Source organism: Paenibacillus sp. PAMC21692, assembly GCF_014303795.1.
In the GTDB taxonomy this organism is placed as follows: Bacteria; Bacillota; Bacilli; order Paenibacillales; family Paenibacillaceae; genus Pristimantibacillus; species Pristimantibacillus agaridevorans.
Genome location: NZ_CP060293.1, coordinates 7,135,144 through 7,160,327, shown reverse-complemented (window position 1 = coordinate 7,160,327; position 25,184 = coordinate 7,135,144). Strand labels below are relative to the sequence as shown.

Sequence of the window (25,184 nt, the reverse complement as noted above, 5' to 3'; positions counted from 1 at the left end):
CGGAGGGTACCATGAGTAAGCCAACAACAATACATGATATAGCCAAAGCGGCGAATGTCTCATCGGCGACGGTGTCGCGAGTGCTCAGCAATAGCAGTTATCCGGTTAGCAAAATAAAGCGTGAGCGCATACTATTCCTTGCCAAGGAAATGAATTATGTTCCCAATCTGCTTGGCAGGCAGCTGAAAGGAAGCAGAAGTACGACAATTGGGGTTATTGTTCCTTCCATCATGAATCCGTTCTACTCGTCGGTTTTGTTCGGAATCGAGGAGATCGCCCGGAACAATAATTTTACTGTCATCGCCTGCAATTCGCTTCATGATCCCTTATTGGAGGATGAGTATATCCAAACCATTATGGAGAAACAAATTAAGGGGCTTATTATATCTTCGATCTCCAGCGATAAATCCCAGCTCAAAAGTATGATCAAAGCCGGTGTTCAAGTCATAGCAATTGATCAAAAAATTGAAGAAGATCGGATCAGTCAGATCGAATTCGATTATCATAAAGGCGGATATTTGGCGACGAAGCATCTTCTATCGAAAGGACATAAACAGATCGGTTATGTGACCTCGAAGCTTGACCGTCCCAGCCGCAAAAGTATATCGAATGGTTATATGGAGGCCATGAAAGCAGAAGGACTAACTCCTATGCTGGAGGAGTCGAAGACAAATTTCTCGGATGATGCGTTGTCTGAATTCGATACCGGCAAGCTCCTGACGAGAAAGCTGCTGGATGCCTCGAACCCGCCGACAGCGATATTTGCTTGTAATGATATGATGGCGTTCGGCGTCATTAATGAATTATCGGAAAAAAATATTCGAGTACCGCAAGATATATCCGTGATGGGGTTTGACGGCATTGACTTTGGCCAGATGATGAATCCGCAGCTGACCACAATCAAACAGCCGGATTATGAGATGGGGAAACTGGCTTGCAAAATGTTGCTTGATAGAATGAATGGGGAAGACGTTCCGTCGTTCGATATTATTCTGCAGCCTGAACTGCTGGAACGAAGTTCAGTCGGTCAATGTCGGAGGCAGTAAATTCGTCAGAGCGAAGGGGCATTTAGATAGGGATTATAGAAATTAGTGTGCTATAATCCAAGTCTAAAAAGTACTCGATTACTTAAAAATCCGGGATAGAATCAAATTTTTAACCTGGAATGCGCGAGTAAAAGGCGATTCTTCAAAAAAAATTGCTATGTAAGGGATTTCATGATACAATTTAAACAGAAATCGATTGCTTAAACTTTTTTCTAAACATAGTAACGATTTCTGAAATATACGTTAAACATGGTTCATTAAACGAAAAGGGAGCTGGTATGGTTTGAAGAGAAGGATTGGTTTGTGGATGATGTTGTTAGCGTTGGTGTTAGTGTTCACGGCATGCTCGTCTGGCGGCGGTAGTTCGACTGCTTCGCCATCAAGCGCTCCTTCGCCAGGGGGGGAATCCTCTGCTCCGTCAGAAGAACCGCCTAAGCAATTATCGCTAAAGATTGGATTGCCGGGCAGTTATGAAGTTACGAAGAAAGAGATTATTGACAAGTTCATTGAAACACATCCGCATATTACGGTGGAGATTGAAGAAGCGCCTTGGGGAGATTTTGTATCCAAGATTGCAACACAAATCGCAGGCAATACCATGCCTGATGTGTGGTTTCAAGAGAACGCCACGATCCTTGGTTATGGCAAACGCGGAGTTGCTGAAGATTTGAAGCCTTATATCGAGCGTGATCTGGATGCTTCGGAATATATTGACGCTTTATTCGCGGCGGGGACACTGGAAGGCAATGTGTGGGGTATTCCTCACGGCATCAATTCAGTGGCGCTTGCTTACAATAAGAGCGCATTCGAAGCGGCTGGTGTTGATTTGCCGACAGATGACTGGACATATGCGGATTTGATAGAAGCAGCTAAGCAACTGACGGTTAAAGAAGGCAAAGACACAAAACAATTTGGTTTCATTGGCAGTTCTTCTATTACAACAGGCTGGTTTCCATGGATAAAGCAAGCTGGCGGCATGGTTCTTGATGACACTAAAACCAAATCGATGCTTGATGATCCAAAAACGCTTGAAGGATTGAATCAATTGCGTCAAGGCATTGAAGAAGGCTATTTTACGAATGGTGATTATATAAAAGCAAATGGCGGCGAGCTGGAAGTGTTCGCAACCGGCAAGTCACCCCTGTATATGATGCAGTACAGCCAGCAAGTGGCTATGAACACGAATTTCCCGGATACGGATTGGGATGTTGTAAAGGTGCCGAAAGCGGTAGATGGCAAACGCTATGTGCCGATGGTTACGAATTCCTGGCTGGTTTCTTCCCGGGCATCGGATGACAGCAAAGAAGCGGCGTGGCAGTTCCTGAAGTTCTATCTTGGTGATGAAGCGCAAACAATTCTTGCCGAAAGCGGCGCATCACTGCCAGTAAAACAATCTGCTTACAGTGTGATTGACAACAGCACGACTAAACCGCTGAATAAGAAAGGGTTCACAGAAGGTGTGTCCGAAGGTGGTACAACACTGGATGAGAACGCTAGCTGGGCAGAGTGGAGATTGCTCGTTCAGCAAGAAGTGAATGAAGCGATTGTACACAGAAACAAAAGTGTGGAAGATGCTCTGGCTTCCGCCCATAAGGGTGTGCAACAAGTATTGGATGAGAATCAATAATTAACTAGTTTTATATGGTTGAAAGGTGCTGGCTCGCTAGGACTAGCACCTTTCAATGTATAGAAAGGCAGGTACTTCATGCGTAAACAAAATTACTGGGGTTATATATTTACGCTGCCGTTTGTTATTAATGTTGTTGTATTTCTGATATTTCCAGTTGCTTTTTCCGCGTATATTTCGTTTACTCAGTACGATTTGTTTAATGCTCCCAAGTGGGTGGGGTTAACGAACTGGATTAACATTATTAATAAGGAAGAATTTCGGATTGCTATGCGAAATGTATTCGCATTTGCGCTTATTTTCGTACCCCTTCAAACATTTTTTGCTTTCCTGATCGCCTTCCTGCTCAATCAGGCGATTCGCGCCAAGGCACTATTTAGATTACTTTATTTCATGCCTGTCGTAACTCCATGGCTTGCAGGGGGCGTTGTTTGGGCCTGGATGTTTAACTATCAATATGGTGTTGTTAACTGGTTTCTCGGTCTGGTGAATATTGATCCTGTTCGTTGGCTGGACAGTAGTTCGTGGATTGTCGTTATTACCAGTGTTGCGCTTGTAAGCGTGTGGAAAGGCTTGGGACAATCGATGATTATTTTGTTGGCAGGCATGCAGAATGTTCCCAAGGAAGTATTGGAAGCAGGGCAGATTGATGGCGCCTCCGGCTGGAAGCAACTGACTCATATCGTCTTCCCGATTGTGACGCCAATGGTTTACCTGGTTGTTATTCTATCTACAATTTCTGCATTTCAAGCATTCGATGTATTCCTTGGTTTATTCGGAAGTATTCAAGTCGGTATTCCGAAACAAAGTGTGGTGCCGAACTTGATTGTGTATCGAGACTCGTTTGTGCTATTCAAGATGGGACCTGCATCAGCAATGGCCTGGATCCTATTCTTTGTCATTCTTGCGGTGACATTAGTCCAACGCAGCTTTGAGAAGAGGTGGGTGCATTATGACTAAGACCACTCCCCTGCCGCTTAAAATCATAATTTACCTGTTTTTATTAGTTGGCGCTATTGTCATGTTTTTTCCTTTCGTCTGGATGGTTTCAACATCGTTGAAGACAAGCGGGGCAGTGGCAGCGATGCCGCCGCAGCTTATTCCCAATCCAATTGATTTTGGGAACTTTGCGGAAGTTTGGAATAAAGTCAATTTTGGGCGTTATACGCTGAACAGCTTTATTATTGTCACCCTGGATATGATCGGAGCATTGCTGTCCTGTGCCATTGTTGCTTTCGGTTTAGCGATGTTTCAGTTTAGGGGACGCTCTCTTATTTTCACTATTATGTTGGCAACTCTGATGATTCCTGGTCAAGTGACCATGATCCCGACTTATTTTATTTGGAAACAGTTCGGCATGCTGAACACTTATTATCCGCTTATTATTCCAAGTTTTCTGGCGAGTGCATTCGGTATTTTCCTGATGCATCAATACATTAAGGCGCTGCCTAAAGAGCTTTATGAATCGGCTGTCATAGATGGTTGCAGTCCTCCGGGCATATTCGCCAGAATTTATTTGCCGCTATGCAAACCGGCGCTTGCGGCGCTTGGCGTGTTCACTTTCATGGGCGCCTGGAATAATACGTTGGGACCGCTTATTTATTTGCAATCGAAAGAGTTATATACGCTGCCGCTGGGGATTTTGTATTTGAAATCAGAAAATGTGAATCAGGCGTTGCTTATGGCCAGTGCGGTGATTACGACAACGCCGGTATTGATTGTATATCTGGTTGCGCAGAAGCAGTTCGTGCAAGGAATTGCATCTACAGGTATGAAAGGTTAGGACGAGGAGAGGGTCACCATGACGAAGAAAAAATACGTGATTGTCGGTGCGGGCGGAAGGTCGCTGTATATGTTCGCAAAGCCGATGGCCACGGAATTGCAGGAGTATGTGGATTTTAAAGGTGTGTTTGATACCAATCAGACGCGTGCGAGACTATTAAGCGAAGAGTGCGGTCGAGTGCCTGTGTATAATGATTTCCATCATATGCTTGGTGAAGTTAAACCGGATGTCGTTGTGGTTGCTACTACAGATTACACGCATCATCAATATATTATTGAATCGCTTGAAGCCGGGTGCGACGTTGTGTCCGAGAAGCCGATGACGATTGATGAAGAAAAGACGCGGGCCATTCTGGAGGCTGAGCGGAAGAGCGGCAAAAAAGTAACGGTGACATTTAATTTGCGGTTTGCGCCTTATTTTTCAAAAATAAAAGAATTAATCATGAGCGGGACGATTGGCGAGGTCCATCATGTCCATTTGGAGTGGTTCCTTGACCGCGATCATGGTGCGGATTATTTCAGAAGATGGCACTCCGAGATGAAGAACAGCGGCGGCTTGCTGGTGCACAAGTCCACGCATCATTTTGACATTATCAACTGGTGGGTGGACAGCAGACCGAAGCAGCTTCAAGCTTTTGGCGCCCTGCAAGTATACGGTGATCAAGGTCAGCCAAAAGGCGAGCGTTGCATGACGTGTGAATATACAGCAACCTGCGAGTTTTACAAGGATATTACGCAAGATCCGTTCATGACAAAATATTACGCAGAAGCCGAGCATGAAGACGGCTATTGGAGAGACCGCTGCGTGTTCGATGAACGTGTAGATATTTATGACACGATGAGCGTCAACTTGCAATACGAGAACGGGGTATTCCTCAATTATTCCTTGGTAGCTTACAGTCCGTACGAGGGGTGGAGAGCGACTATTAATGGAAGCAAGGGGAGGCTGGAAGTCGGCAATATATATCGTGATGCCAATATGAGCGCGGTGGGTGTCGACACAATCAAACACTATAAGTTGGATGGCACTTCAGAACTTATTGAGGTGTCCGCGCAAATTGGCGGGCATGGCGGCGGCGATGCCAAGCTGCGCGCGGCGATATTCGCTGGCGGTGTGGAAGACCCGCTCGGTCAACAAGCGGACAGTTTGGCGGGAGCGTATTCTTGCTTGATCGGAGCGACTGCGAACCGTTCTATTGCGGAAGGAAAACTGTTGCAGGTACCTGACTTTCGGTTGTTGCATCACTAAGACAAGACGACGGGGTTCAATTACCTATGCACGGGAGCGTTGGAGATGACAGAACAGATCATGGAGCTTGAACGTTATGTGTGTTCGTTGTATTGGACAAAGGAGCAGTTGCCGCGACATATCTATAAGCGTGCCGATCAAGCTTTTGAAGCGGGCGATGAGCAGCGGGATCGCATAGATAACTGCGAGAGTTTGGAAGAACGCCGACAAGCAATGAAGCAGGCGTTCATCAGGTCGATTGGCGGCTTGCCTGCCATTGATGCTCCTTTGAACGCTGTTGTTGTGAATACAGTCGTTGCCGAAGGCTATACCGTGGAGAAGATAGTCTTCGAATCAAGACCGAAGGAATATGTGACGGGAAATATGTATCTGCCTGCGCAGAGAGCCGAAGTCTCGCCCGCTATTTTGTTTTTGAGCGGTCATTCCTTGGAAGCCAAACATGACAGCACTTACCATGAGGTGTGTTTGCGTATGGTGCAGGCAGGATTCATCGTTTTCGCTGTTGACCCGATTGGTCAAGGAGAACGTATGACATTGCTGCATGATGAAGAAGGGCGAGAGGTATGGGGTACGGCAGAACATCAGCGTCTGGGCGTTCAGTGTCATGCGCTCGGGCAAAGCGTTGCCCGTTATTTTATTCACGATGCGATGCGTGCGGTGGACTACCTGGAATCGCGTCCGGATGTGGATCATACCCGAATCGGAGTGACAGGCAATTCCGGGGGCGGGACGCAGACGGCGATGATGATGGTATGCGATGAGCGGATTGCTGCCGCTGCGCCTGCGACCTTTATTATGAACAGACAACAGTATATGCATGCCGGAGGTGTGCAGGATGCGGAGCAAGTATGGCCGGGACTAAGCGGCCTTGGATTTGATCATGAGGATCTGCTTCTGGCTTTTGCGCCAAAGCCGCTGCTTGTCTGTGCCGTGAAATATGATTTTTTCCCGATTGAAGCAACACGTCGCACAGTTCAGCGTTGCTGTCGGTTCTGGGAAATGCTCGGATACGGGAAAAGATTGCGTTTGGCCGAAGATGACTCCGTGCATAAATACACAGATGTGCTGGCTATAGAGGCGGCGGATTTCTTCGCTGAGCATTTGCTGGGGCGTAATGAAGCCGAACGGAATTTGTATCGAAACGAGATGAAGCGAAGCAAGCTTGCTCCGCTTACGGCTGAGCAATTGAAGTGTACGGCTAGCGGTCAGGCGAATCGGGAATATGCGGATGCCAAGACGGTTAGTGATTCCTTCACAGTTCATGCCGCGCGGCTTGCAGTGACCCGTGCTTCTGCTGAAAATGAGGGTGCGGCCAGAGAATGGTTGAAGCGCATCGTGCTGGCTGACCGTGAACGTTGCGAGTTGAACGCTCGTTTTGTCCAATTGCCGTCTCGCGATGGTCTGCGTATCAGGTATGCGTTATGGTGGTCGCAGCCGGAAGTCATGAACAGCGGATATTTGTTCAGCTCAAGCGAGCATGCGGAAGTTGCAGATGGGCATAGCTGTTCAACACCAATCACAATTGCGTTATGGCCGGGCGGTACGGCCAATTTGGATTGGCAGTGGAGCTGGATTCAATCGATGTGCGCTTCGGGGCGTACGGTACTGGTTCTTAATGTATCTGCCGTGGGACCGCATGAACCGTCCGGCTTGCTTTATGGACGATCCAATGACCGATTCTTTGGCATGCTTCATAAGTTTACGGATGAATTGATTTGGCTGGGCGACAGCTTGGCGGCGCTGCGTACTTATGATGTGCTTCGGGCAGCAGATTTTGCAGCTTCTTTGTTCAACAACGGCGGCGGTCAGATTGAACTGTACGCAAAAGGTTTGTTTCGCGTTTATGCTGAACTGGCTGCCGAACTGGATGCAAGACTTCACCAAGTATCTTTGTCGGCAGACGGCAACTCGCGATCTATCGCTTTGTCTGATTGGTTGGCGCAGGGAATAGTGGATGACCGCGACGTAATGAGCGTGATTATACCTGGAATTTTGCAATATTATGACGTGCAAATAGATCAGCTATAGGTTCAGGATAAGGAAGGAAATGGGGGGAGCTCGATGAAGCCAATTACAATTGCATTGATCGGTGCGGGTCTTAGAGGGATCAGGTACGGCGAATATGCCAGCAAGCGATCGCATGAGATGAAGATTGTAGCTGTGGCTGAACCGGATGATGTTAAGCGCAATCGCGCAAAAGAAGCATTTGATATCCCGGAAGAGAGGTGCTTCAAAACGTGGGATGAGCTGTTTGCTGCCGGCAAGCAAGCGGATGCGGCATTTATTTGCACGCGAGATAAAGATCATTATGTGCCAGCTATCAAGGCGATGGAAGCGGGCTATCATGTCATGTTGGAGAAGCCGATGTCGCCGGATTGGGAAGAATGTGTGGAACTTGAGCGTGTAGCGGATAAACATAATCGTATTCTGACTATTTGCCATGTGCTGCGTTACGCGCCTTTCTTCCAGACGATCAAACAATTGCTGGATGAAGGGCGGATTGGCCGCTTGATGTCGATTCAATACAATGAGAATGTCGGGTATTGGCATCAGGCTCATAGCTTCGTGCGCGGCTATTTCAATCGTGTGGACAATTCCAGTCCCATGATTCTGGCCAAATCCTGTCATGATACAGATATTATTCAATGGTTCGCAGGCGGAAAGTGTTTGAGCGTTTCATCTTATGGACATCTGTCCTATTTCAACAAAGAGAATGCTCCGGAAGGGGCTCCTAAATATTGTATCGATGGTTGTCCGGTAGCCGATTCGTGCGTCTATTACGCGCCGGATACGTATATGATCGAAAATGGCGGGTGGAAAGCGGAAGCGGCAAGTGCCGATCCCCGTTTCGAAACGATGTATCAAGCAATGAAAGAAGGTCCATTCGGGCGTTGTGTATTCCAAAGCGACAATGATGTCGTCGATCATCAAGTCGTGGCGATGGAATTCGATAATGAAGTGACAGCCGTGTTTACGATGACCGCATTTACGGAGAAATGCAACCGCACGCTTAAACTGATGGGAACAACGGGCGAGATTCGGGCGACGATGGAAACGAATGAAATCGAGATTCGTACGTTCGGAGCCGACCGAACCGATGTAATCAAGCTTGAGGAAGCGGATGGACATGTTGGTCATGGCGGCGGCGATGCTCGGCTTGTACAGGACTTTGGGCGAACTGTTCGAACTGCGGAATCGGGTCAGGGGACGAGTGAGGGACGAACATCAGCCAAAGTATCGGTACAGAGTCATCTGATTGCGTTTGCCGCAGAACGTTCCAGAGTAGAAAAAAGAATGGTGCAGCTAGAGGAATTTTATGTAGGAGGGCAATTATAGTGAAAATTCATATCTTTGAATCAGCAGATCAATCCGGGTTGGAGGCAGCTCGCGAGAGTGCAAGAATCATCAATGAAGCGATAGCGGTGAATGGCACAGCCAGAATTGTGCTTTCGACGGGAGCATCGCAGTTTGAATTTTTGGAGCATGTTGTGAAAATGGATATCGCCTGGGAGAAGGTGGAGATGTTCCATCTTGACGAATATATCGGGTTGCCGGTAGAGCATCCCGCCAGTTTCCGCAAATATTTGAAAGAACGCTTCTTGCAGCATGTAAATATAGGAACGTATTGGCTGGTGGATGGCGAAGGGGATACCAGTGAAGTGCTTGACCACTTGAACCGGGAAATCAGCAAGGCTCCGGTCGATCTGGCGTTGATTGGCATTGGAGAGAATGCGCATATTGCGTTTAATGATCCGCCGGCAGACTTTGAGGATGAGCGGCCGTTCAAAGTGGTGGATTTATCGGACACTTGTAAAATGCAGCAGGTTGGCGAAGGCTGGTTCGCAACGATGGAAGACGTGCCGAAGCAAGCCATCTCGATGTCGGTGCAGCAAATTTTGAAGAGCCGCAATATTATATCGGTTGTGCCTCGTCAATCGAAAGCGCGTGCGATTCAAGACACGTTGAAGAATGAAGTTGACGTGAATACTCCAGCCACGATTATGAAAACCCATGCCAATTGGAGCTTGTATCTGGATAAACAGTCTTCTTCGCTCATTTATGCGTGGTGCTGAAGCGGAGGCTATGGAGATGAAATGGCAAGGGAAGCTGACAACTACAGGCGAAGCTGTGCAAGTTGAGGCGGAGCGCGGTGTGATTACGGGGGTGACCCCGTTAGCCGCCCCTTCCTCGCCATCGGCGGTAGGCCAGCAGCTGTTGAACCAGTCATTGCCTTGGATTTCGGCAGGTTGGACGGATCTGCAAGTGAATGGCTTTGGCGGATATGACTTGAATGCAGAGCGGACGACCATTGAGGACGTGGAAGGCGTGACCCGAACGCTGCATGCCAAAGGCGTGACCACTTACTTGCCTACTGTGATCACCGGAAGCTTTGAGCGGATGCATCAAGCGATGTCGGTTATTGCCGACTATAGCCGTACAAATCAATATGCGGCTGCTTCGATAAGCGGCATTCATATGGAAGGACCGTATTTATCCAGTGAGGACGGAAGCAGGGGGGCGCATCCGCGGGCTCATACCAGAGACCCGAACTGGGAGGAATTCATGCGATTGCAGGATGCTGCCGAGGGACGAATCCGCATGGTGACCTTGGCGCCGGAACGAGCTGGGGCTATAGCGTTCATCGAACGCTTGGCGGACTCCGGTGTAGTGGTGGCTATCGGGCATACGGCGGCAACTGCCGAGCAGTTGGATGGTGCTGTTCGCGCCGGCGCCACGCTTTGCACGCATCTTGGCAATGGCTCTCATCCGATGCTGCCGCGCCATCCGAATTACATTTGGCATCAATTGGCGGATGATCGGCTATGGGCGGCGTTTATTCCGGATGGCCACCACCTGGTTCCGCCGGTGCTGAAGGCCATGCTCAGAGCCAAGCGGGAGAAAAGCATCCTGGTGAGCGACACCACACAATTCGGAGGCATGCCTCCTGGAGAATACAGCAGTCTGATCGGCGGTAAAGTTGTACTGCATGAGAACGGCTGGCTGCATACGGCAGCGAATCCGGATATTTTGGCGGGTTCCGCCGCCTCTCTCGACACTGGTATCGCTAATGCGATTCGTTATACGGATATGGAATTGGCAGAAGCGGTCGAAGCTGTGACGTTAAGACCGGCGAAGGTGATGCGGGATGAGCAGGCAGGGCGATTGCAAGTCGGCAGTCCGGCCGATTTAACGTTGTTCGATTATGATGAACAGAGCGGTAAGATTTTGGTCAGAGAGACTGTCGTGTCAGGAGAGTCGGTGTTCACAGGGTAACTTAATAACTATTCGATGGGTCTGTTCGATAGCAAGGGAAGTTTGACTTGTGGAACAGACCCTGTTTTTTTGTTGTAAATTATAATCGCATGTTTTCTGGTAAATTGATCACGAAAAACAAAAAAAACATGTACAAAAAAGCGCTTTCATGGTAATATATTTCAGAAATCGATTACTTTATTCTCTGTTATTTCTAACCACAATTTGGTCAAAAAGGACTTATAGCGGAGTGCTTTCTGTTTGAAGAGTATATCTTTGAATTAAAAAATTGGGATATAAGCTATCAAACTAGGGGGTATTCAGCAGGTTGGAGGAGACAACTAAAGTAGTGGGTTTGTACTGACATAAAAGAAAACGATTTCTTTTATGTTTGCGAGCAAATGATCAGTCCACCAAAAGAGCAAGGGAGGGGAAACGAAAGTTATATGACTTGATCTGAGGGGATCGCATGGGTGTTTTGAGAGTAACGATATTGTATTACAGGGAGGAAAAAAATGATGAACTTGAAGAGAGTATCAGAGAAGCCTTCTGTCGTACTATTTTTCTTTGTATTTTTAATCATAATTTTGTTATCGCTTACAATGATGGACCGTTCACATGTGCATGCGGAAGAGATAGCAGGGACGGTGATTATTAGTGACAGTGAAGCTCATGCTGTTATTCTTATTGCGGACGATGCTGATGCCGTAACGCAAGATGCCGCCGACACTTTGGTCGAATATTTATATAAGTCAACAGGAGTAGAACTGCCTGTGCATAAGCTAGGTCAGTTTGATGAGTCGGCTTATGATGAGTCCGTCGTTCGCATTCAAATCGGCGCCGGCTCTTATCCGGCAGATCAGCATGTTGCCGACGGATTGGAAAATTTGCATCCGGACGGTTTTTTCATCCACCCGGACGGTGATTCCCTTACCATTGTGGGTCCGACATCAATCGGAACACGCAACGGCGTAGTTGACTTCCTTGAACGTTATGTGGGAGTAACCTGGTTGATGCCCACTGAGGACTGGGAAGATGTGCCGCAACTAAATGAAGTGTTGCTTCCCGAGCAAGATGTACGCGATGAACCCACTTTCATGACTTTGCGCCGCACGATAAATATGGGAAGTACAAGCAAGTACGGAGATGTTCGCAAGAAGTGGCTGGTACGGAACAGGACGGTATCGGAACAACCCATTGCATTGGGGCATAATCTGTATGCTTTGTTTCCAGTAGAAATATATGGGCAAACCAATCCGGAGTTCTATCCAAACAATACTCCTCCGGCACCGGGAGTGATACACGGTTGGCAGCCTTGCTTTACTGTACCGGGAACGGTGGACGTAGCTGTTCAAAGAATTAACGCTTATTTTGATCGAAATCCTGAAGCAACCTCGTATTCTTTGGCCGTCAATGACAAACAAGGTTATTGTGAAGATGTGCCCGGTCATCCGGACAGACCTGACAGGATAAATTCTTACGGCAGAACCCATATGTCTGAAATCTATTATAAATGGGTTAATGATGTGGTTGAGCGCGTGCTTGTCGAACATCCGGATAAATGGTTTGGCGTCTACGCTTACGATCAAGTTGCAGAGCCTCCTCAATTTGAATTGAATGAACGAGTGATTCCGGTAATTACGAAAGACCGTCTTGCCTGGATGGATGATGAGGTCAGGCAAAAAGAACAGGATCTGATGGATCAGTGGGGCGAGGTTGCTTCACAACTGGGCTGGTATGATTATATGTTGAGTTACCACTACCCATTGCCTCGCGTGTATCCGCATTTACTGGCTGATTTGTACGAATATGCAGAAGAAAACAATGTTCTGGTGCATCATTGGGATATGCACCCTGTACTGGGAGATGGACCTCAGCCATGGATTATTGCAAAATTGCAATGGAATCGGGATCAAGATGTAGATGAACTTTTGGAACATTGGTATGAACGCGCTGTTGGCGAGGAAGCTGCTGCCGATCTAAAAGAATATTTTGAAATATGGGAAACATTTTGGTATGAGAAAGCGGTAAATAGCGGTTGGTTCCAAATTTCCAAGGATTATATTTACTTATCATTTAATGAAAATGGATACCTTGCTTTGGCGAAAGATGAGATTCGGAGGAGCAGAGAATTACTTGACTCGGTGCTCGCCAAAGCAGAAACGGAACAGCAAAAATTACGGGCGGAGCAGTTGCTTCATCAGTTTGAATACTATGAAATTTCAGTTTTGAGCTATCCGGGTAAAATAGATATGCCAACAACGGAGCAGGAAGCTCTGGACATATTGGATGAGTTGGAGCAGACGTTGGAATTTCGGTTGAACGTGGTTCAACGCCGTAATGAGTTGCTTGCAGAATACGAAGAGATCCCTGCATTGCGATATCCTGCCACTCCGGTTGGAGAGAGTTGGTCGGGATGGAACGCGTATGAATTTTGGAACTTGGTGAAATATATTGAGCAGTATGAGCCCGAGGGCGGGATGATAACGAATGCGTTGCAATCCCTATTGCAGAGTTTTGAAACGCCTAAACTGAGAGAGTTTTCAAGATTGCTGCTGGCGCTTGATTCAGTGACATCCTTGTCGATGAATCCTTCTTTTACGTGGGGCGGCACCAAGCCCGATTCCTGGAACATTTGGAATCCGCATCAATCCGCACAAATTACGAGGGTGACTGATGAGCAGGGAAATAGCAGTATGCGTTTTGAGAATACGCAAGCTGGCGGGGTGTATCAGACGATCCCGGTCACGCCAGGATTGCTGGCATCTTCGGTTCGTTACTATACCCCTGAGGGCTCGGAGAGCGGCGGAACACTGCAAATTGTTATCGAGGCCTATAATACTGCCGGAAAAAAACTTGTATATAGATCGGACAGAGTCGCTTTTGCAGATACAGCCGGAACATGGGCAACTGTGAATTTCCTGGAAGAATTGCCGGAGCATTTTAATGGCGGCGATCTTACCAGCATTTTGATCAATACACAGGTCAGCAATACGGAAGATGTTGTTGTACATTTAGATGATGTAGTTGTTTATCAATCCGCATCTTCCGTGGGAGATTTGAGGCCGCTCGTCGATCGTTTGGCTGAAGAAGAAGAAGTGTTGGCGTCAGCCTTGCTGCAGCATCTCGATCTGGCGGAAGGTCATTATGATCAAAATGAACTGGCGTCTTATATACAACAGTTAGCTCAATTCTTAGCCCTATTGGAACAGAGGATGGAAGAGGGGGGCCCGAACGAGCTTGTCGATGTCCTCTATAATGATGGCAATAAAATATTAAACCAATCTCTTGCCGTCCAATTGGATTCAAAGGTTATACGTGTAAGTGTCAGAGGAGCGCATCCGATTGCGGTTACCTTGCACAACAAAGAAACGCAGCCGCTTGAACTCTCGTTGGAAGGTATAGTGCCTGAAGGAATGCAATTGGCGTTCAACAACCCAGTTCAGATACCAGCCGGTCAGAAATTGACCATTTCAGGCAATCTGACCATTACTCCGGAACTGGAAGAAGATCGGTATGATGCTGCATTGGTAATCATGATAGGCGGAGTGCCGATAAAAACGATCGATTTTCAAGCGGAGTATACCAGCAACCTGATTGGAAATCCGGGTTTTGAGAATGGCGATCCCAACGATCCGACGATTCCGATTGGCTGGACAGTGGGGAGTACCGGTGCCAAACGCGTGGACGAAAAAGCGCATAGCGGAACCTATTCGTTTAAATTTATACCGGATTCGAGCGTGGTAAAGCAGAGCCGATCAAACAATGTTGCAGTTGTGCCCGGTGCAACATATCGCGTTAGCGGCTGGATATACAGTCCGTCAGGGCAAGGGCAATTCGGGATACGGGAGACGAATACAAGCGGTCAAACCATTCTCTATACGTATTTAGCGGGTGTTCGAGCTGTCGATGATTGGGTGTATTATGAAAGAGAAATCACGCCTCGAAGCCAGACCGAAATTTTACAACTGTACTTCCGCATACCGGCATATGATGGTTCTCCGGTGTGGTTTGATGATATGAGATTGGAAATCGTTGTTGAAGAGGAAGAGGCGATACTGCAAAGTATTCAAATTGCGGGTCCCCTTGCTTCGATGGAAGTCACTGAGACTGTGCAGTTGCAAGTGATAGCTGCGTACAGTGATGACAGCAGCGAAGACTTAACGGATGCTGACGGTATTGCGTATGCAAGCAGCAATCCGGAGATAGCAGAAGCAAGTGCGAGCGGTGTTGTTACAGCTAAGGCTGCGGGAACAACGACGATAACTGCGACATATGAGGGATTGACGGATTCGTATGAGCTGGTTGTTGTGAAAACGAATGAAGAACCGGAGTTGCTTCGTCTGGAGTTGAGCGGTCTGGACTTGTCTGCCCCGGCAGGCGGCTCAGGACGGATAACGGTTCATGCTATTTACAGTGACGGTACAGATGAAAATGTAAGCACAGAGGTTGTGTATTCAAGTTCAGATCATACAGTTGCTGAAGTGCTCTTCGACGGGATCGTCTTGTATAAGACAGCAGGTACAGCAGTCATTAGTGCAGCCTACGGCACGCATACAGCAGAGGCGGCGTTGGTTGAAGTCATCGGTACTGCGGCAAGCAATGCTGCTCCGGGCAAGCCGATATTGGCCGATAATAATGGTCAGGATACAGGGCTTCGCGATGGCGATTATACCATCACAATGAATATGTGGTGGGGAAACAATGGTGTTGTTTACCGTTTGTATGAGAATGATGTATTAATAGAAACAAAATTACTGAGCGATCAGTCGCCGGGAGTGCAAACCACGGCAACCGCTATTAGCGGCCGGGCGAACGGTAGCTATGTGTATCGCTCAGAATTGATCAACGGTTTTGGAGTGACGACCAGCAATATATTGACAGTCACAGTGACTGATGCAGCGCCGGGTGTTCCGGTTCTCACTGATGATAATTGGGATGGAGACGGCAATTACAAGATTACAATGAATATGTGGTGGGGAACGAATGGAACCGCATATCGTTTGTACGAGAACGGAGTGCTGATCGACGAGCAGTCTCTTGTTGCGGCAACGCCAGGTGCGCAGACAGCACAGACACAGATCAATGGCAGACCAGCCGGTACGTATGAGTATCGCGTGGAGCTTGTTAATGATGCCGGGGTGACTTCCAGTGCAATCAGGAGCGTAACCGTGAGGAATACTTGATCACCAGAGAAGGCTGTCCAGAAACCAGTGGAAACTGGCTGCTGGACAGCCTGTTTTTCTCATAGTCCTATTTATGGTGTGCCTCTAATTTGCACTTCCTCGCTGCCAATAGACTTGAACTTGATCGCGCCCTGCTCAGGCGAGCTTCACATCGGCTTCGGGGGTTTGCCCGTAAGGGCATACTGCTTCGGCGTCTTGCCGTACGTGCGCTTGAACACCCGGATGAAGTGGCTGGCGTCCATGCCGAGCTTCTCGGCGACCCGATCCACCGTAATGCCGGGATAATCCTTGAAAAGCTGCAAAGACCGGTTCATGCGCAGCTGCAGCATGTATTGCTGAGGCGTCATGCCGTAGCCCGAGACGAAAAGGCGGTGAAAATGCTGAACCGAGTACCCGGCCGCCTTGGCTACGTTGGACAGAAGCAGCCGCTCGGCCTGGTGGTCGTGCATCCATTGCACGGCCGCCTGCAAGGCGGAATTGGGCAGATCCGACGGCGCGAGCTTTCTGGACGCCTTCGCGGCCGGGTATTGCCCCTCCATCCAAGCGATCAGCAGATCGTACATCCGCCTTGAAGCGTTGTAGGCATGCTCGCGGTCCTGCTGTATCGTATGCCAGATGCCTTCCAGCTTCAGCCATAGCTCTTCAAAATTTGGCGTGTGGACGGCGACCGGTTCGGCTTCCGAGAGCAGCCCGTCAGCCGCGCTGCCGCCAAAGGCGATATAGCCGAGATTCCAGGCATCCTCCGACGAATCGGGTTGATAGAGATGTCTCGTATGCGCAGGCATCAGCAGCGCCATGCCCGCCGACAGCCCGTACTCTTGCCCGTCGGCTATGCGGAAGCTCCCCTTGCCTCTCCGGGTCAGGAACAACTGATGCGCAGGGTAGCCGCGGCCCAGCCTGTCGATCTCCCTCTGTTCATGGCTGCCCACGCACCGGACGTACAGCGGCAGGCGATGCTCCAGATTGGCGTTGTCGGCGAACAAGAATGGCATCATCGTTTACGACACTCCTTATATGATAAGATTGGACGATTTATTGACGGTTCTGGTCAATGATCGGCGTTCCATTATGGACTATGATCAAGGTATAAGCGAAATATAAGATGATGAGGTGGAACGTATATGACAATTTTAAAAGCGCCGGTAAGCCCGAAGCTTCCCGTGCTCATGCACGGAGCCGACTATAATCCCGACCAATGGCTGCATGATCCCGCCGTGCTGGAGGAAGACATACGGCTAATGAAACTTGCCGGCTGCAACGTGATGGCGATCGGCATTTTCTCGTGGGCGGCGCTGGAGCCCTCCGAAGGCGAATTCCGGTTCGAGTGGCTGGACCAGGTGCTGGAGCGCTTCAGCAACAACGGCATATACGCCTGGCTGGCAACGCCGAGCGGCGCGCGTCCCGCATGGCTGGCCGAGAGCTACCCGGAGGTGCTTCGGGTAGGACCTAACCGGGTTCGCAATTTGTATGCGGGGAGACATAACCACTGCTTTACCTCCCCTGTCTACCGGGAGAAGGTCGCCACGATCAATCGCAAGCTGGCAGAGCGTTACGCGGCGCATCCCGCGGTCGTCGGCTGGCATATTTCCAACGAATACGGGGGCGAATGCCATTGCGACCTGTGCCAGGAGGCGTTCCGGAGCTGGCTGAAGCGCCAATACGGCACGCTCGACGCGTTGAATCTGGCATGGTGGACCTCCTTCTGGGCGCATACGTATACGGATTGGAAGCAGATCGAATCCCCTGCCCCGCACGGGGAGCGGATGGTTCACGGCCTGAATCTGGACTGGCGCCGCTTCGTGACGGATGGGACGGTCGCCTTCTGCAAGCATGAGATCGATGCCGTCAAATGGGCCAATCCCGACCTGCCGGTTACGACCAACATGTATACGCTCGAGACGCTGGACTATCGCAAATTCGCCGCCATATTGGACGTCATCTCATGGGATGCCTATCCGGACTGGCATAGCGAGCCGGATAACGTCAAGGTAGCTTCGACGTTCGCCTTCATGCACGACATGTTCCGCTCCATGCTGCGCAAGCCGTTTCTATTAATGGAGAGCACGCCCAGCATGACCAACTGGCAGGCGGTGAGCAAGCTGAAGAAGCCGGGCATGCACCGGTTGTCCTCCCTGCAGGCGGTTGCGCACGGCTCGGATTCCGTGCAATATTTCCAATGGAGGAAAAGCAGGGGCTCCAGCGAGAAATTGCACGGCGCGGTCGTCGACCATGCCGGTCACGAGCATACCCGCGTTTTCCGCGACGTAGCGGAACTGGGCGGCACGTTGGCCGACCTCTCGGAAGTGGCGGGGGCGCTTACTCCTTCGGAAACCGCGATCCTCTTCGACTGGGAGAACCGCTGGGCGGTCAAGGACGCGAAGGGCCCGCGCAATGCCGGACTGCATTACGAGGAGACGGTGCAGGACCATCATCGCGCGTTCTGGCATCAGGGCATTCCCGTAGACGTGATCGGCAGCGAGGCCGACTTTGCGCCTTACAAGCTGATCGTTGCGCCGATGCTCTACCTGTGCAGAGAAGAGACCGGACGCAAGCTGGAGTCGTTCGTGGAGCGCGGCGGAACTCTTGTCGTTACCTATTGGTCGGGCATCGTCGACGAGCATGACCTATGCCATCTGGGAGGTTTCCCCGGGCCGCTCCGCAAGACGCTCGGCATCTGGGCGGAGGAGATCGACGCGCTGCAAGATCACGAGCGCAACGGCTTGTCCCTGATAGCAGGCAATCCGCTGGGGCTGTCCGGCCGGTATGAATCCCGCGAGCTGTGCGAGCTGATTCATCTGGAGGGAGCGGAAGCGTTAGGCTGCTACACCGACGATTTCTACGCGGAGCGGCCCGCTCTCACGGTCAATAGCCTGGGACTAGGCAAGGCGTATTATATGGCAAGTCGTTTTGAAGGCGACTTCCTTCTTGAATTCTATCGAGCGGTGACGGCACGAGCCGGCGTAACGCGCGTGCTGGATACGGAGCTGCCGGCGGGCGTTACCGCGCAGCAGCGAACGGACGGCAGCTCGGATTTTGTTTTCCTGATGAATTTCGGCGACAAGGCGGCGGAGGTGGCGCTGGACGGACGGTCCTACGTCGATCTCGAAAGCGGCGAAGCCATGGGAACGCTCGTCCCGTTGCCTGTTAACGGCATTCGGGTAATGAAGCGGGACGCGTCTCGCCAATAATGATAGTTGCAAAAGCCCCGGGCAAGCGATCAAGTCGCGAGTCCGGGGCTTTTGTTTATTCAATTACAGGAAAATATAGCATGCTACGTCAGAGAATGAAGCAGAACATCGTCGACGCCGCGCCGTCCGCCGTATTCGATCTCGCGAACCGTCGGCTTCGGCAGCAGTCCTTCCGTTACGGGATTGCCCGTATGGTCGAGATAATCGGCGACCCGCAGCCCGCGGTGGTCGAGGCAGATCTCGTCCGTCCAGCCGTCGCCCTCGATACGAAGGGCGGTCGCGTCCAGGCGGTCCAGTTCCGCGCCATCCGAGACGGCGGAGATCCGCGATAGCTCCAGCTTTGGCGTCGCGGAACCGCAAGGCAAGACGACCGTTTCCATAACCGCCCTTCCCGTGGCTTGCAACGTCCGTTTGACGACCGGCTTGTCATGGTATTCCCCATGGATGAAATACAAGCCCGACTCCAGCGAAAGCTGGGCGGAAGCCAGCTCCGGGTAGGCCAGCAGCACGTTGCCGCCGTCCTCTCGGTCCGTCCAAACGCGGCCGCGCCCGAAGTCGGCGGTAGCCGCGCCGGGAGGCAGATGGAAATATTGTTCGTAAGTATGCAGCTCCCTCGCTTCGAGAAGATCCACGATCAGCCAATACCTGTTTTTGACAAACAGCACCTTGCGGGAATGGATCACGGGATCGTCGTACCGCGTATAGCCGTAATGGCTGGCAAACCAATAATCGTACCGTTCCGTGCTGCGGAAATCCCAGATGCGGCAAGGGGCCGTCTGCGGCGTGTTCCAATGGGCGCTGCGGACATGCTGGTCGCCGCCGTCGACGACGACCGTATTGTGGGCCCGCGTCGAAATGACATATTTGCGCTCCTTGTTCCACTCGAACAATCCGATCCCGGAGTCGACGAGCAGCTCCCGGCCGCCGGCTAACGCGATGACGCTCAGCGTGTCGGCATGCGCGTGCCCGGCGACGCCGACTCCCGCGCGCGCCGCCATATACAGCGCTTCGCCGCCCCAATCCTGGCGGGAAGTGAGATAACCGCCGATGGGGAAACACGCCGCCGTCGCTTCCGGCGCTCGGGCCTCAAGCTTCGCGTAGCTTCCGGGCGCGCCCGGGCCGACTCTCCACAGCAGCGAGAAGGGCAATTCCTCGTAGCCGAGATATTTGTAATCCGGTCGATTGAACAAGTACGCGCCAAGACTCATGACCGCGCGGAGATCATGCGACGATTGGACGTCCGTATCGCCGAACCTCGGGAGCTGTCCGTCCGGCGTCATAAGATGCATGAGCACGTCGAACATCGCCTCAAGCGTCCGGTCGTATTCCGTCGCCGGGATGCCAAGCTTCTGCAGTAACGCGACCAGCTCGTACAAGTCTCTCATGACGATATGATGATAGTTGGGGCTGGCTTCGAATTGCACGCCGTCCTCGTATACGTTCTGCCGGATGTAGCCCGGCAGCTCCTTCATGCCGTACGCCAGCCAGTCCCGGGAGTCCTTCAGCTCCGGCAGCAGCAGGGACAGCGTAATCAAGCCGCGAAGCTGCATGCAGACGTGGTTTCCGTGGGATGCGTGGTAATTTCGGGTATACACGCCGTGCTGATGGAACGACTTGATCATCATCATCTTGACCTCCGGCTCGAAGGAAGGCGAGCCGAACATCGCCATGAACGGCTCCGGCAACACGAATAGCCTGACGCCGACCGACAGCGGATCCCATGTGCAATGCTCGGAGCGGAAGGTGCCGTCCTTCGGCATCGGATTGTCGATAAGAAAATCCTTCATCATGTCGTTGAAGCAACGCGGGTAGGCTTCGTTGCCCGTGAGCGCGTACGCGCGGGACAGATGCTTCAGGTAGCCGAAGCGGGTAAGATGCAGCTGGTACTGGGAGCTGTCGAACAGCCAGCCGTTCCAGTCGTACGTTCCTTCGGGAAATATAATCCGTCTTCCCTTGAAGAGGGGGAAGTTGCTCTTCAGCAGCAGCTCCGCCTCTTCGAGTGCGAGAACGGCTTCCGGGTCATCCGCGTATCGTTTGCGGGAGTAATCGGCTAATTCGGGTAGATCGGATGCTTCGAAGTAATACCGTTTCGTCGCTCCGGATGCGATCAGCGCCAGATAGGCATCCCGGGCGCCTGCGATATCGCCGGCGTTAAGCTTCTCGCGTACGCCTTCCATGCCGGGACGTTCGAGATCCAGTTCGTCGCGAAGGAACGACTCGTCCGAGGGGAGCGGCTGCGTGTAGCGCGGGTCGTGCCGTAGATCTTTGTATCCCATTTGTATACCTCCAATAAACTGCTATTCTTTGACGGAGCCCAGCATAGCGCCTTGGGCGAAATACTTCTGCAAGAACGGATAAACGATGACGATAGGGAGCATGGCCAGCAGAATGGCGGCGTTCTGTACGTTCGGCCCGAGATTGGCGGCCATCTGCGCGTCGAGCGCGGCATCAGCGGATATGTTGGAAGAGCTGATGGCGACCATCTGCCGAAGAAGAGGCTGGATCGGCCACCTCGTCGTGTCGTTGATGTAGATGACGGCCGAGAAAAACTCGTTCCAGTATTGGACCATAAAAAACAACGTGAACGTCGCGATGATCGGCTTGGACAGCGGAAGCACGATGGAAAACAGTATGCGGAATTCGCCCGCGCCGTCGATGCGCGCCGCTTCGTCCAGACTCTCGGGAAGGCTCTGAAAGAAGGTTCGGATGACCAGAATATTAAAGGCGCTGGAGGCGGCGGGCAGTACGATCGCCCAATACGAATCCAGCAGTCCGAGTCCCTTGACGACAAGGTAGCTCGGAATCATGCCGCCATGGAAAATCATCGTGAAAAGGATGAACAGCAGGATCAGTTTCCGTCCCGGCATGATCTTTTTGGAGAGCGCGTATGCCAGCGACAACGATACGATCAAATTGACGCAGGTGCCAAGCGCGGTAATATAAACGGAATTTTTGACCGAGGTCATAAACGTTTGGGCGTTAAGCAAATATTTGTACGCATCGAGCGTCCAAGTCTTGGGCCAGACGAAGAACGCGCCTGACATGGATTGACCCGGAAGACTGAAGGATACCGCGATGATATATAGAAAAGGCAGTACGACCATCAAGCTGATCAGAAGGATGATGACTGCCAGCGCGCTGTCGAACCAAGTGATGCGAAGTTTCATGTGATGTCCCACCTTTGTCTTAGAGAATGCCGTCCTCGCCCATCAGCTTGGCCAAATAGTTGGCGCCAAGCACCAGAATAAGGCTGACGACGGATTTGAACATGCCGACCGTAATGGCGAAGCTGTAATTGAATTGCTGCAGCCCGGTATGGTAGACGAACAGGTCGAACACGTTCGAGACATCCAAGTTGAGACTGTTGGTCATCAGGAAAATTTGCATGAAGTTGGAGTCCAGAGAAGATCCTAACCTTAGAAGCAGCAAGATAACGATGGTGCTTTTGATTCCCGGCAGCGTAATATGCCAAATGTTGTGGAACCTGTTGGCTCCGTCCACCTTGGCGGCTTCGTACAGCTCGGGATTGATGCCTGCCAGCGCGGCGAGAAAAATGATCGTGCCCCATCCCGCATCCTTCCAGATGGCTTGGAAGGTGATCAACGGCCGGAACCAGTCGTTGCTGACCAGGAAGTTCGCGCTCGTATCGAACCACTGTTCCAAATAGTGGTTGATGACCCCGGATGGGCCAAAAAAAGAAATGGTAATGCCGTAGATGACGACCCAAGACAGAAAGTGTGGCAGATAGACGATTGTTTGGGAAACGCGCTTGAACATTTTTAAGCGGAGCTCGTTGAGCATGATCGCAAGCAGGATCGTAAACGGGAAATAGACGACGAGACTAAGCAGGCTGATCATAAGTGTATTTTTTAAGAGGACAAAAAAGTTGTTGGTGCTGAAAAATTGTTGAAAATGCTCGAAGCCGACCCATGGGCTCTTGATCATGCCGATAAACGGGCTGTAATCCTTGAATGCAAGCAACAGTCCCGACATGGGAACGTAATGGAAAATCAGAAAATACAAGATGCCCGGGGCGGCAAGCAAATAAAAGGGCCATAGTTGACTGAATCGGTTAAAGCGATGACTTTTCACCATGAGCTCTCGTTCCTCCTTATCCATGGACAAAAAATAGGGGTCTCGCACCCCTATTTTTTGTCTCTGTGCAGACTTTGTCTTTATTGTTGATCTGCGTTATATTCTTCCAGCAGTTCTTTGGCGATAACCGCGCCGTCGCCTGCCGTCCACGCGTCGATTTCCTTCTGTACGGCTTCCCAGGTTGCTTCGCCCAGGACAAATTGCGTCATGACCGCGCTCATTTTTTTATAAGTATCCGGATTTTTGGCCGCCGTTGCCGAGCTGTAGCTCAAGAACGGATTCGCAATGCCGTAGTTCGCAATGACGTCGAGCGACGCTTTCTGCGCCTCCAAAATTTCCGGAACCTTGGAGTTGGCATAGATGTAAGGATCTACGCGGTTTTCCAGTACAAATGTGCTTGGTTTCTCCAGATCAAAGAGTGCCTTCTGCTCCTCGGTTTGTACCGGAAGGCCATCCTTGAAGTCGCTGGCATGTACGCCGATAACGCCTGCTTTGGAGAATGCGATATTTTCTTCGGAAGCAGTGAAGTCCAGGAAGTCGATAATTTTTTGAACCTTTTCCTTCGGCACGGAGCTAGGAATCGCCCAAATGCCGTAGTAGCCGCCAATCAGCGCTACGCCTTTCTGTCCTTCGCGGCCTTCCAGCACGTCAATGACCGCGATTTCGGCGTTCGGGTCAACTTGCTTCATCTTCTCGAGGTTTGTCTCCGAGATGTCGCCAACGTTCGTTACGAACGCGCCGGCTACGCCGGCCTGGAACTTGTTGCGAGCCTGCTGCTGGTTTTTGAGCACGGGAGCGTCCTTATCGATCAGACCTTTGCTCCATGCGTCTTTTAGCCATTCGAGATAGTTTTTGTATTCGGTTGTTTGGAAGTCGCGAACGGGCTGGCCGTTGTCGTCAAGCGCCCAAATATGCGGCACGCCGAAAGCGAACAGCATCGGGAAGACGGAACCGAACGGACCGGGACCCGCTACGCCGTCTGAGCCATAGACGGTCAAAGGCACTGTATTTCCGCCGCCGGCAGGGTCGTTGTCCTTGAATACCTGAAGGGCGTTCGTCAACTCGTCGATGGTCTTGGGAACCTCCAGGTTGTATTTGTCCAGCCAATCCTTGCGGATCATCACGCTGGCTTCCCCGCCGCCGTACAGGCCGCGCGGTCTTGGAATGCCATAGATTTTGCCTTGTACGCTCGTATTGTTCCATACCGCCTCTTCGATCTGACTGATGTTTTGCGTGCCTTCGATGTAATCCGTCAGGTCGTGAAAGGCGCCCATCTTAACAAGGTTGGTATATTTGTTGTCCTTGCCGCTGTCGATCAGCAGCAGATCGTAATCGTTGGCCGATACGGCGACGGAAAGCTTGTCTCCGTAGGCCTCGGATGGAACGAAGGTCATATCCAGCTTGACATTGCCGCGTTTCTCGAGATCGGCTTTCGCCTGATTGTTGTCCACGGACGGCGGATCGCCGAACGTAATGGTCATCGCTCTGATGGTAGTCGGCTCTGTGCTTGGAGCGGCCGTTTGTTGACCGTTTGCGGCATTGGTTGGACTGGTCGTTCCGTCTTCGTTGCTGTTGCCGTTGCTGGAGCAGCCGGCAAGCACGGTCGTCAACAACACGGATGCGGTTACGACTTGCGCGAGATTTTTTTTGATTTGCATGTTTATCCCCCGTTTCAAAGTTTTCCTTGCGGTTACAATTTCGATTATAGTGGAGCGGCAGTCATCTTTGACATGACGGAAACAAGCGAAAGTGTCACCG

General features: G+C 50.9%; 16 protein-coding genes. 11 read left to right on the top strand and 5 right to left on the bottom strand.

The genetic code is table 11. The annotated features are described in order from the left end of the window. Positions 1–11: 11 nt before the first annotated feature. From H7F31_RS28840 to H7F31_RS28795, 10 genes are all read left to right on the top strand, one after another. Positions 12–1,046: a LacI family DNA-binding transcriptional regulator gene (locus H7F31_RS28840; protein ID WP_187101620.1), complete on the top strand. Its 1,035-nt coding sequence runs from the start codon at positions 12–14 to the stop codon at positions 1,044–1,046. A gap of 283 nt (positions 1,047–1,329) precedes the next feature. Further along, on the top strand, positions 1,330–2,673 hold the full coding sequence (locus H7F31_RS28835; protein ID WP_261800166.1) for an ABC transporter substrate-binding protein: 1,344 nt from the start codon (positions 1,330–1,332) through the stop codon (positions 2,671–2,673). Between the two features lie 78 nt (positions 2,674–2,751). Beyond that, entirely contained in the window at positions 2,752–3,633 is an 882-nt protein-coding gene (locus H7F31_RS28830) for a carbohydrate ABC transporter permease (protein WP_187101619.1), read from the top strand. Continuing rightward, the gene (locus tag H7F31_RS28825; protein WP_187101618.1) at positions 3,626–4,456 is read left to right on the top strand and encodes a carbohydrate ABC transporter permease; all 831 of its coding nucleotides are present in this window, start codon (positions 3,626–3,628) and stop codon (positions 4,454–4,456) included. Before H7F31_RS28830 ends, H7F31_RS28825 begins: the two co-directional genes overlap by 8 nt. An 18-nt stretch (positions 4,457–4,474) precedes the next feature. Continuing rightward, positions 4,475–5,704: a Gfo/Idh/MocA family protein gene (locus H7F31_RS28820; RefSeq protein WP_187101617.1), complete on the top strand. Its 1,230-nt coding sequence runs from the start codon at positions 4,475–4,477 to the stop codon at positions 5,702–5,704. A 45-nt stretch (positions 5,705–5,749) separates the two neighbouring features. Continuing rightward, positions 5,750–7,732, top strand: a complete 1,983-nt coding sequence (locus H7F31_RS28815; protein ID WP_187101616.1) for an alpha/beta hydrolase family protein — start codon at positions 5,750–5,752, stop codon at positions 7,730–7,732. Positions 7,733–7,765: 33 nt separating this feature from the next. Next, complete coding sequence (locus tag H7F31_RS28810) at positions 7,766–9,040, top strand: Gfo/Idh/MocA family protein (RefSeq protein WP_187101615.1); 1,275 nt, start codon at positions 7,766–7,768, stop codon at positions 9,038–9,040. After that, a complete protein-coding gene (locus tag H7F31_RS28805) occupies positions 9,040–9,777 on the top strand; it encodes a glucosamine-6-phosphate deaminase (RefSeq protein ID WP_187101614.1) in 738 nt (245 codons plus the stop codon). The genes H7F31_RS28810 and H7F31_RS28805 overlap by 1 nt, the downstream gene beginning before the upstream one ends. Positions 9,778–9,793: 16 nt before the next feature. Then, on the top strand, positions 9,794–10,978 hold the full coding sequence (locus H7F31_RS28800) for an N-acetylglucosamine-6-phosphate deacetylase (RefSeq protein ID WP_187101613.1): 1,185 nt from the start codon (positions 9,794–9,796) through the stop codon (positions 10,976–10,978). Between the two features lie 494 nt (positions 10,979–11,472). After that, entirely contained in the window at positions 11,473–16,143 is a 4,671-nt protein-coding gene (locus H7F31_RS28795) for a DUF4838 domain-containing protein (RefSeq protein ID WP_187101612.1), read from the top strand. A 146-nt stretch (positions 16,144–16,289) separates the two neighbouring features. Here the strand turns inward: H7F31_RS28795 and H7F31_RS28790 are convergent, their stop codons facing one another. Further along, positions 16,290–17,138, bottom strand: a complete 849-nt coding sequence (locus tag H7F31_RS28790) for a helix-turn-helix transcriptional regulator (protein WP_187101611.1) — start codon at positions 17,136–17,138, stop codon at positions 16,290–16,292. A gap of 126 nt (positions 17,139–17,264) precedes the next feature. Here H7F31_RS28790 and H7F31_RS28785 point away from each other — a divergent pair, with 126 nt between their 5' ends. Then, positions 17,265–19,331, top strand: a complete 2,067-nt coding sequence (locus H7F31_RS28785; RefSeq protein ID WP_187101610.1) for a beta-galactosidase — start codon at positions 17,265–17,267, stop codon at positions 19,329–19,331. Between the two features lie 83 nt (positions 19,332–19,414). Here the strand turns inward: H7F31_RS28785 and H7F31_RS28780 are convergent, their stop codons facing one another. From H7F31_RS28780 to H7F31_RS28765, 4 genes are all read right to left on the bottom strand, one after another. After that, complete coding sequence (locus H7F31_RS28780) at positions 19,415–21,607, bottom strand: alginate lyase family protein (protein WP_187101609.1); 2,193 nt, start codon at positions 21,605–21,607, stop codon at positions 19,415–19,417. 21 nt (positions 21,608–21,628) lie between these two features. After that, a complete protein-coding gene (locus H7F31_RS28775; RefSeq protein WP_187101608.1) occupies positions 21,629–22,498 on the bottom strand; it encodes a carbohydrate ABC transporter permease in 870 nt (289 codons plus the stop codon). Positions 22,499–22,517: 19 nt separating this feature from the next. Continuing rightward, the gene (locus H7F31_RS28770) at positions 22,518–23,426 is read right to left on the bottom strand and encodes an ABC transporter permease (protein ID WP_087565870.1); all 909 of its coding nucleotides are present in this window, start codon (positions 23,424–23,426) and stop codon (positions 22,518–22,520) included. A gap of 80 nt (positions 23,427–23,506) precedes the next feature. Then, entirely contained in the window at positions 23,507–25,084 is a 1,578-nt protein-coding gene (locus H7F31_RS28765) for an extracellular solute-binding protein (RefSeq protein ID WP_187101607.1), read from the bottom strand. Between the last annotated feature and the right edge of the window lie 100 nt (positions 25,085–25,184).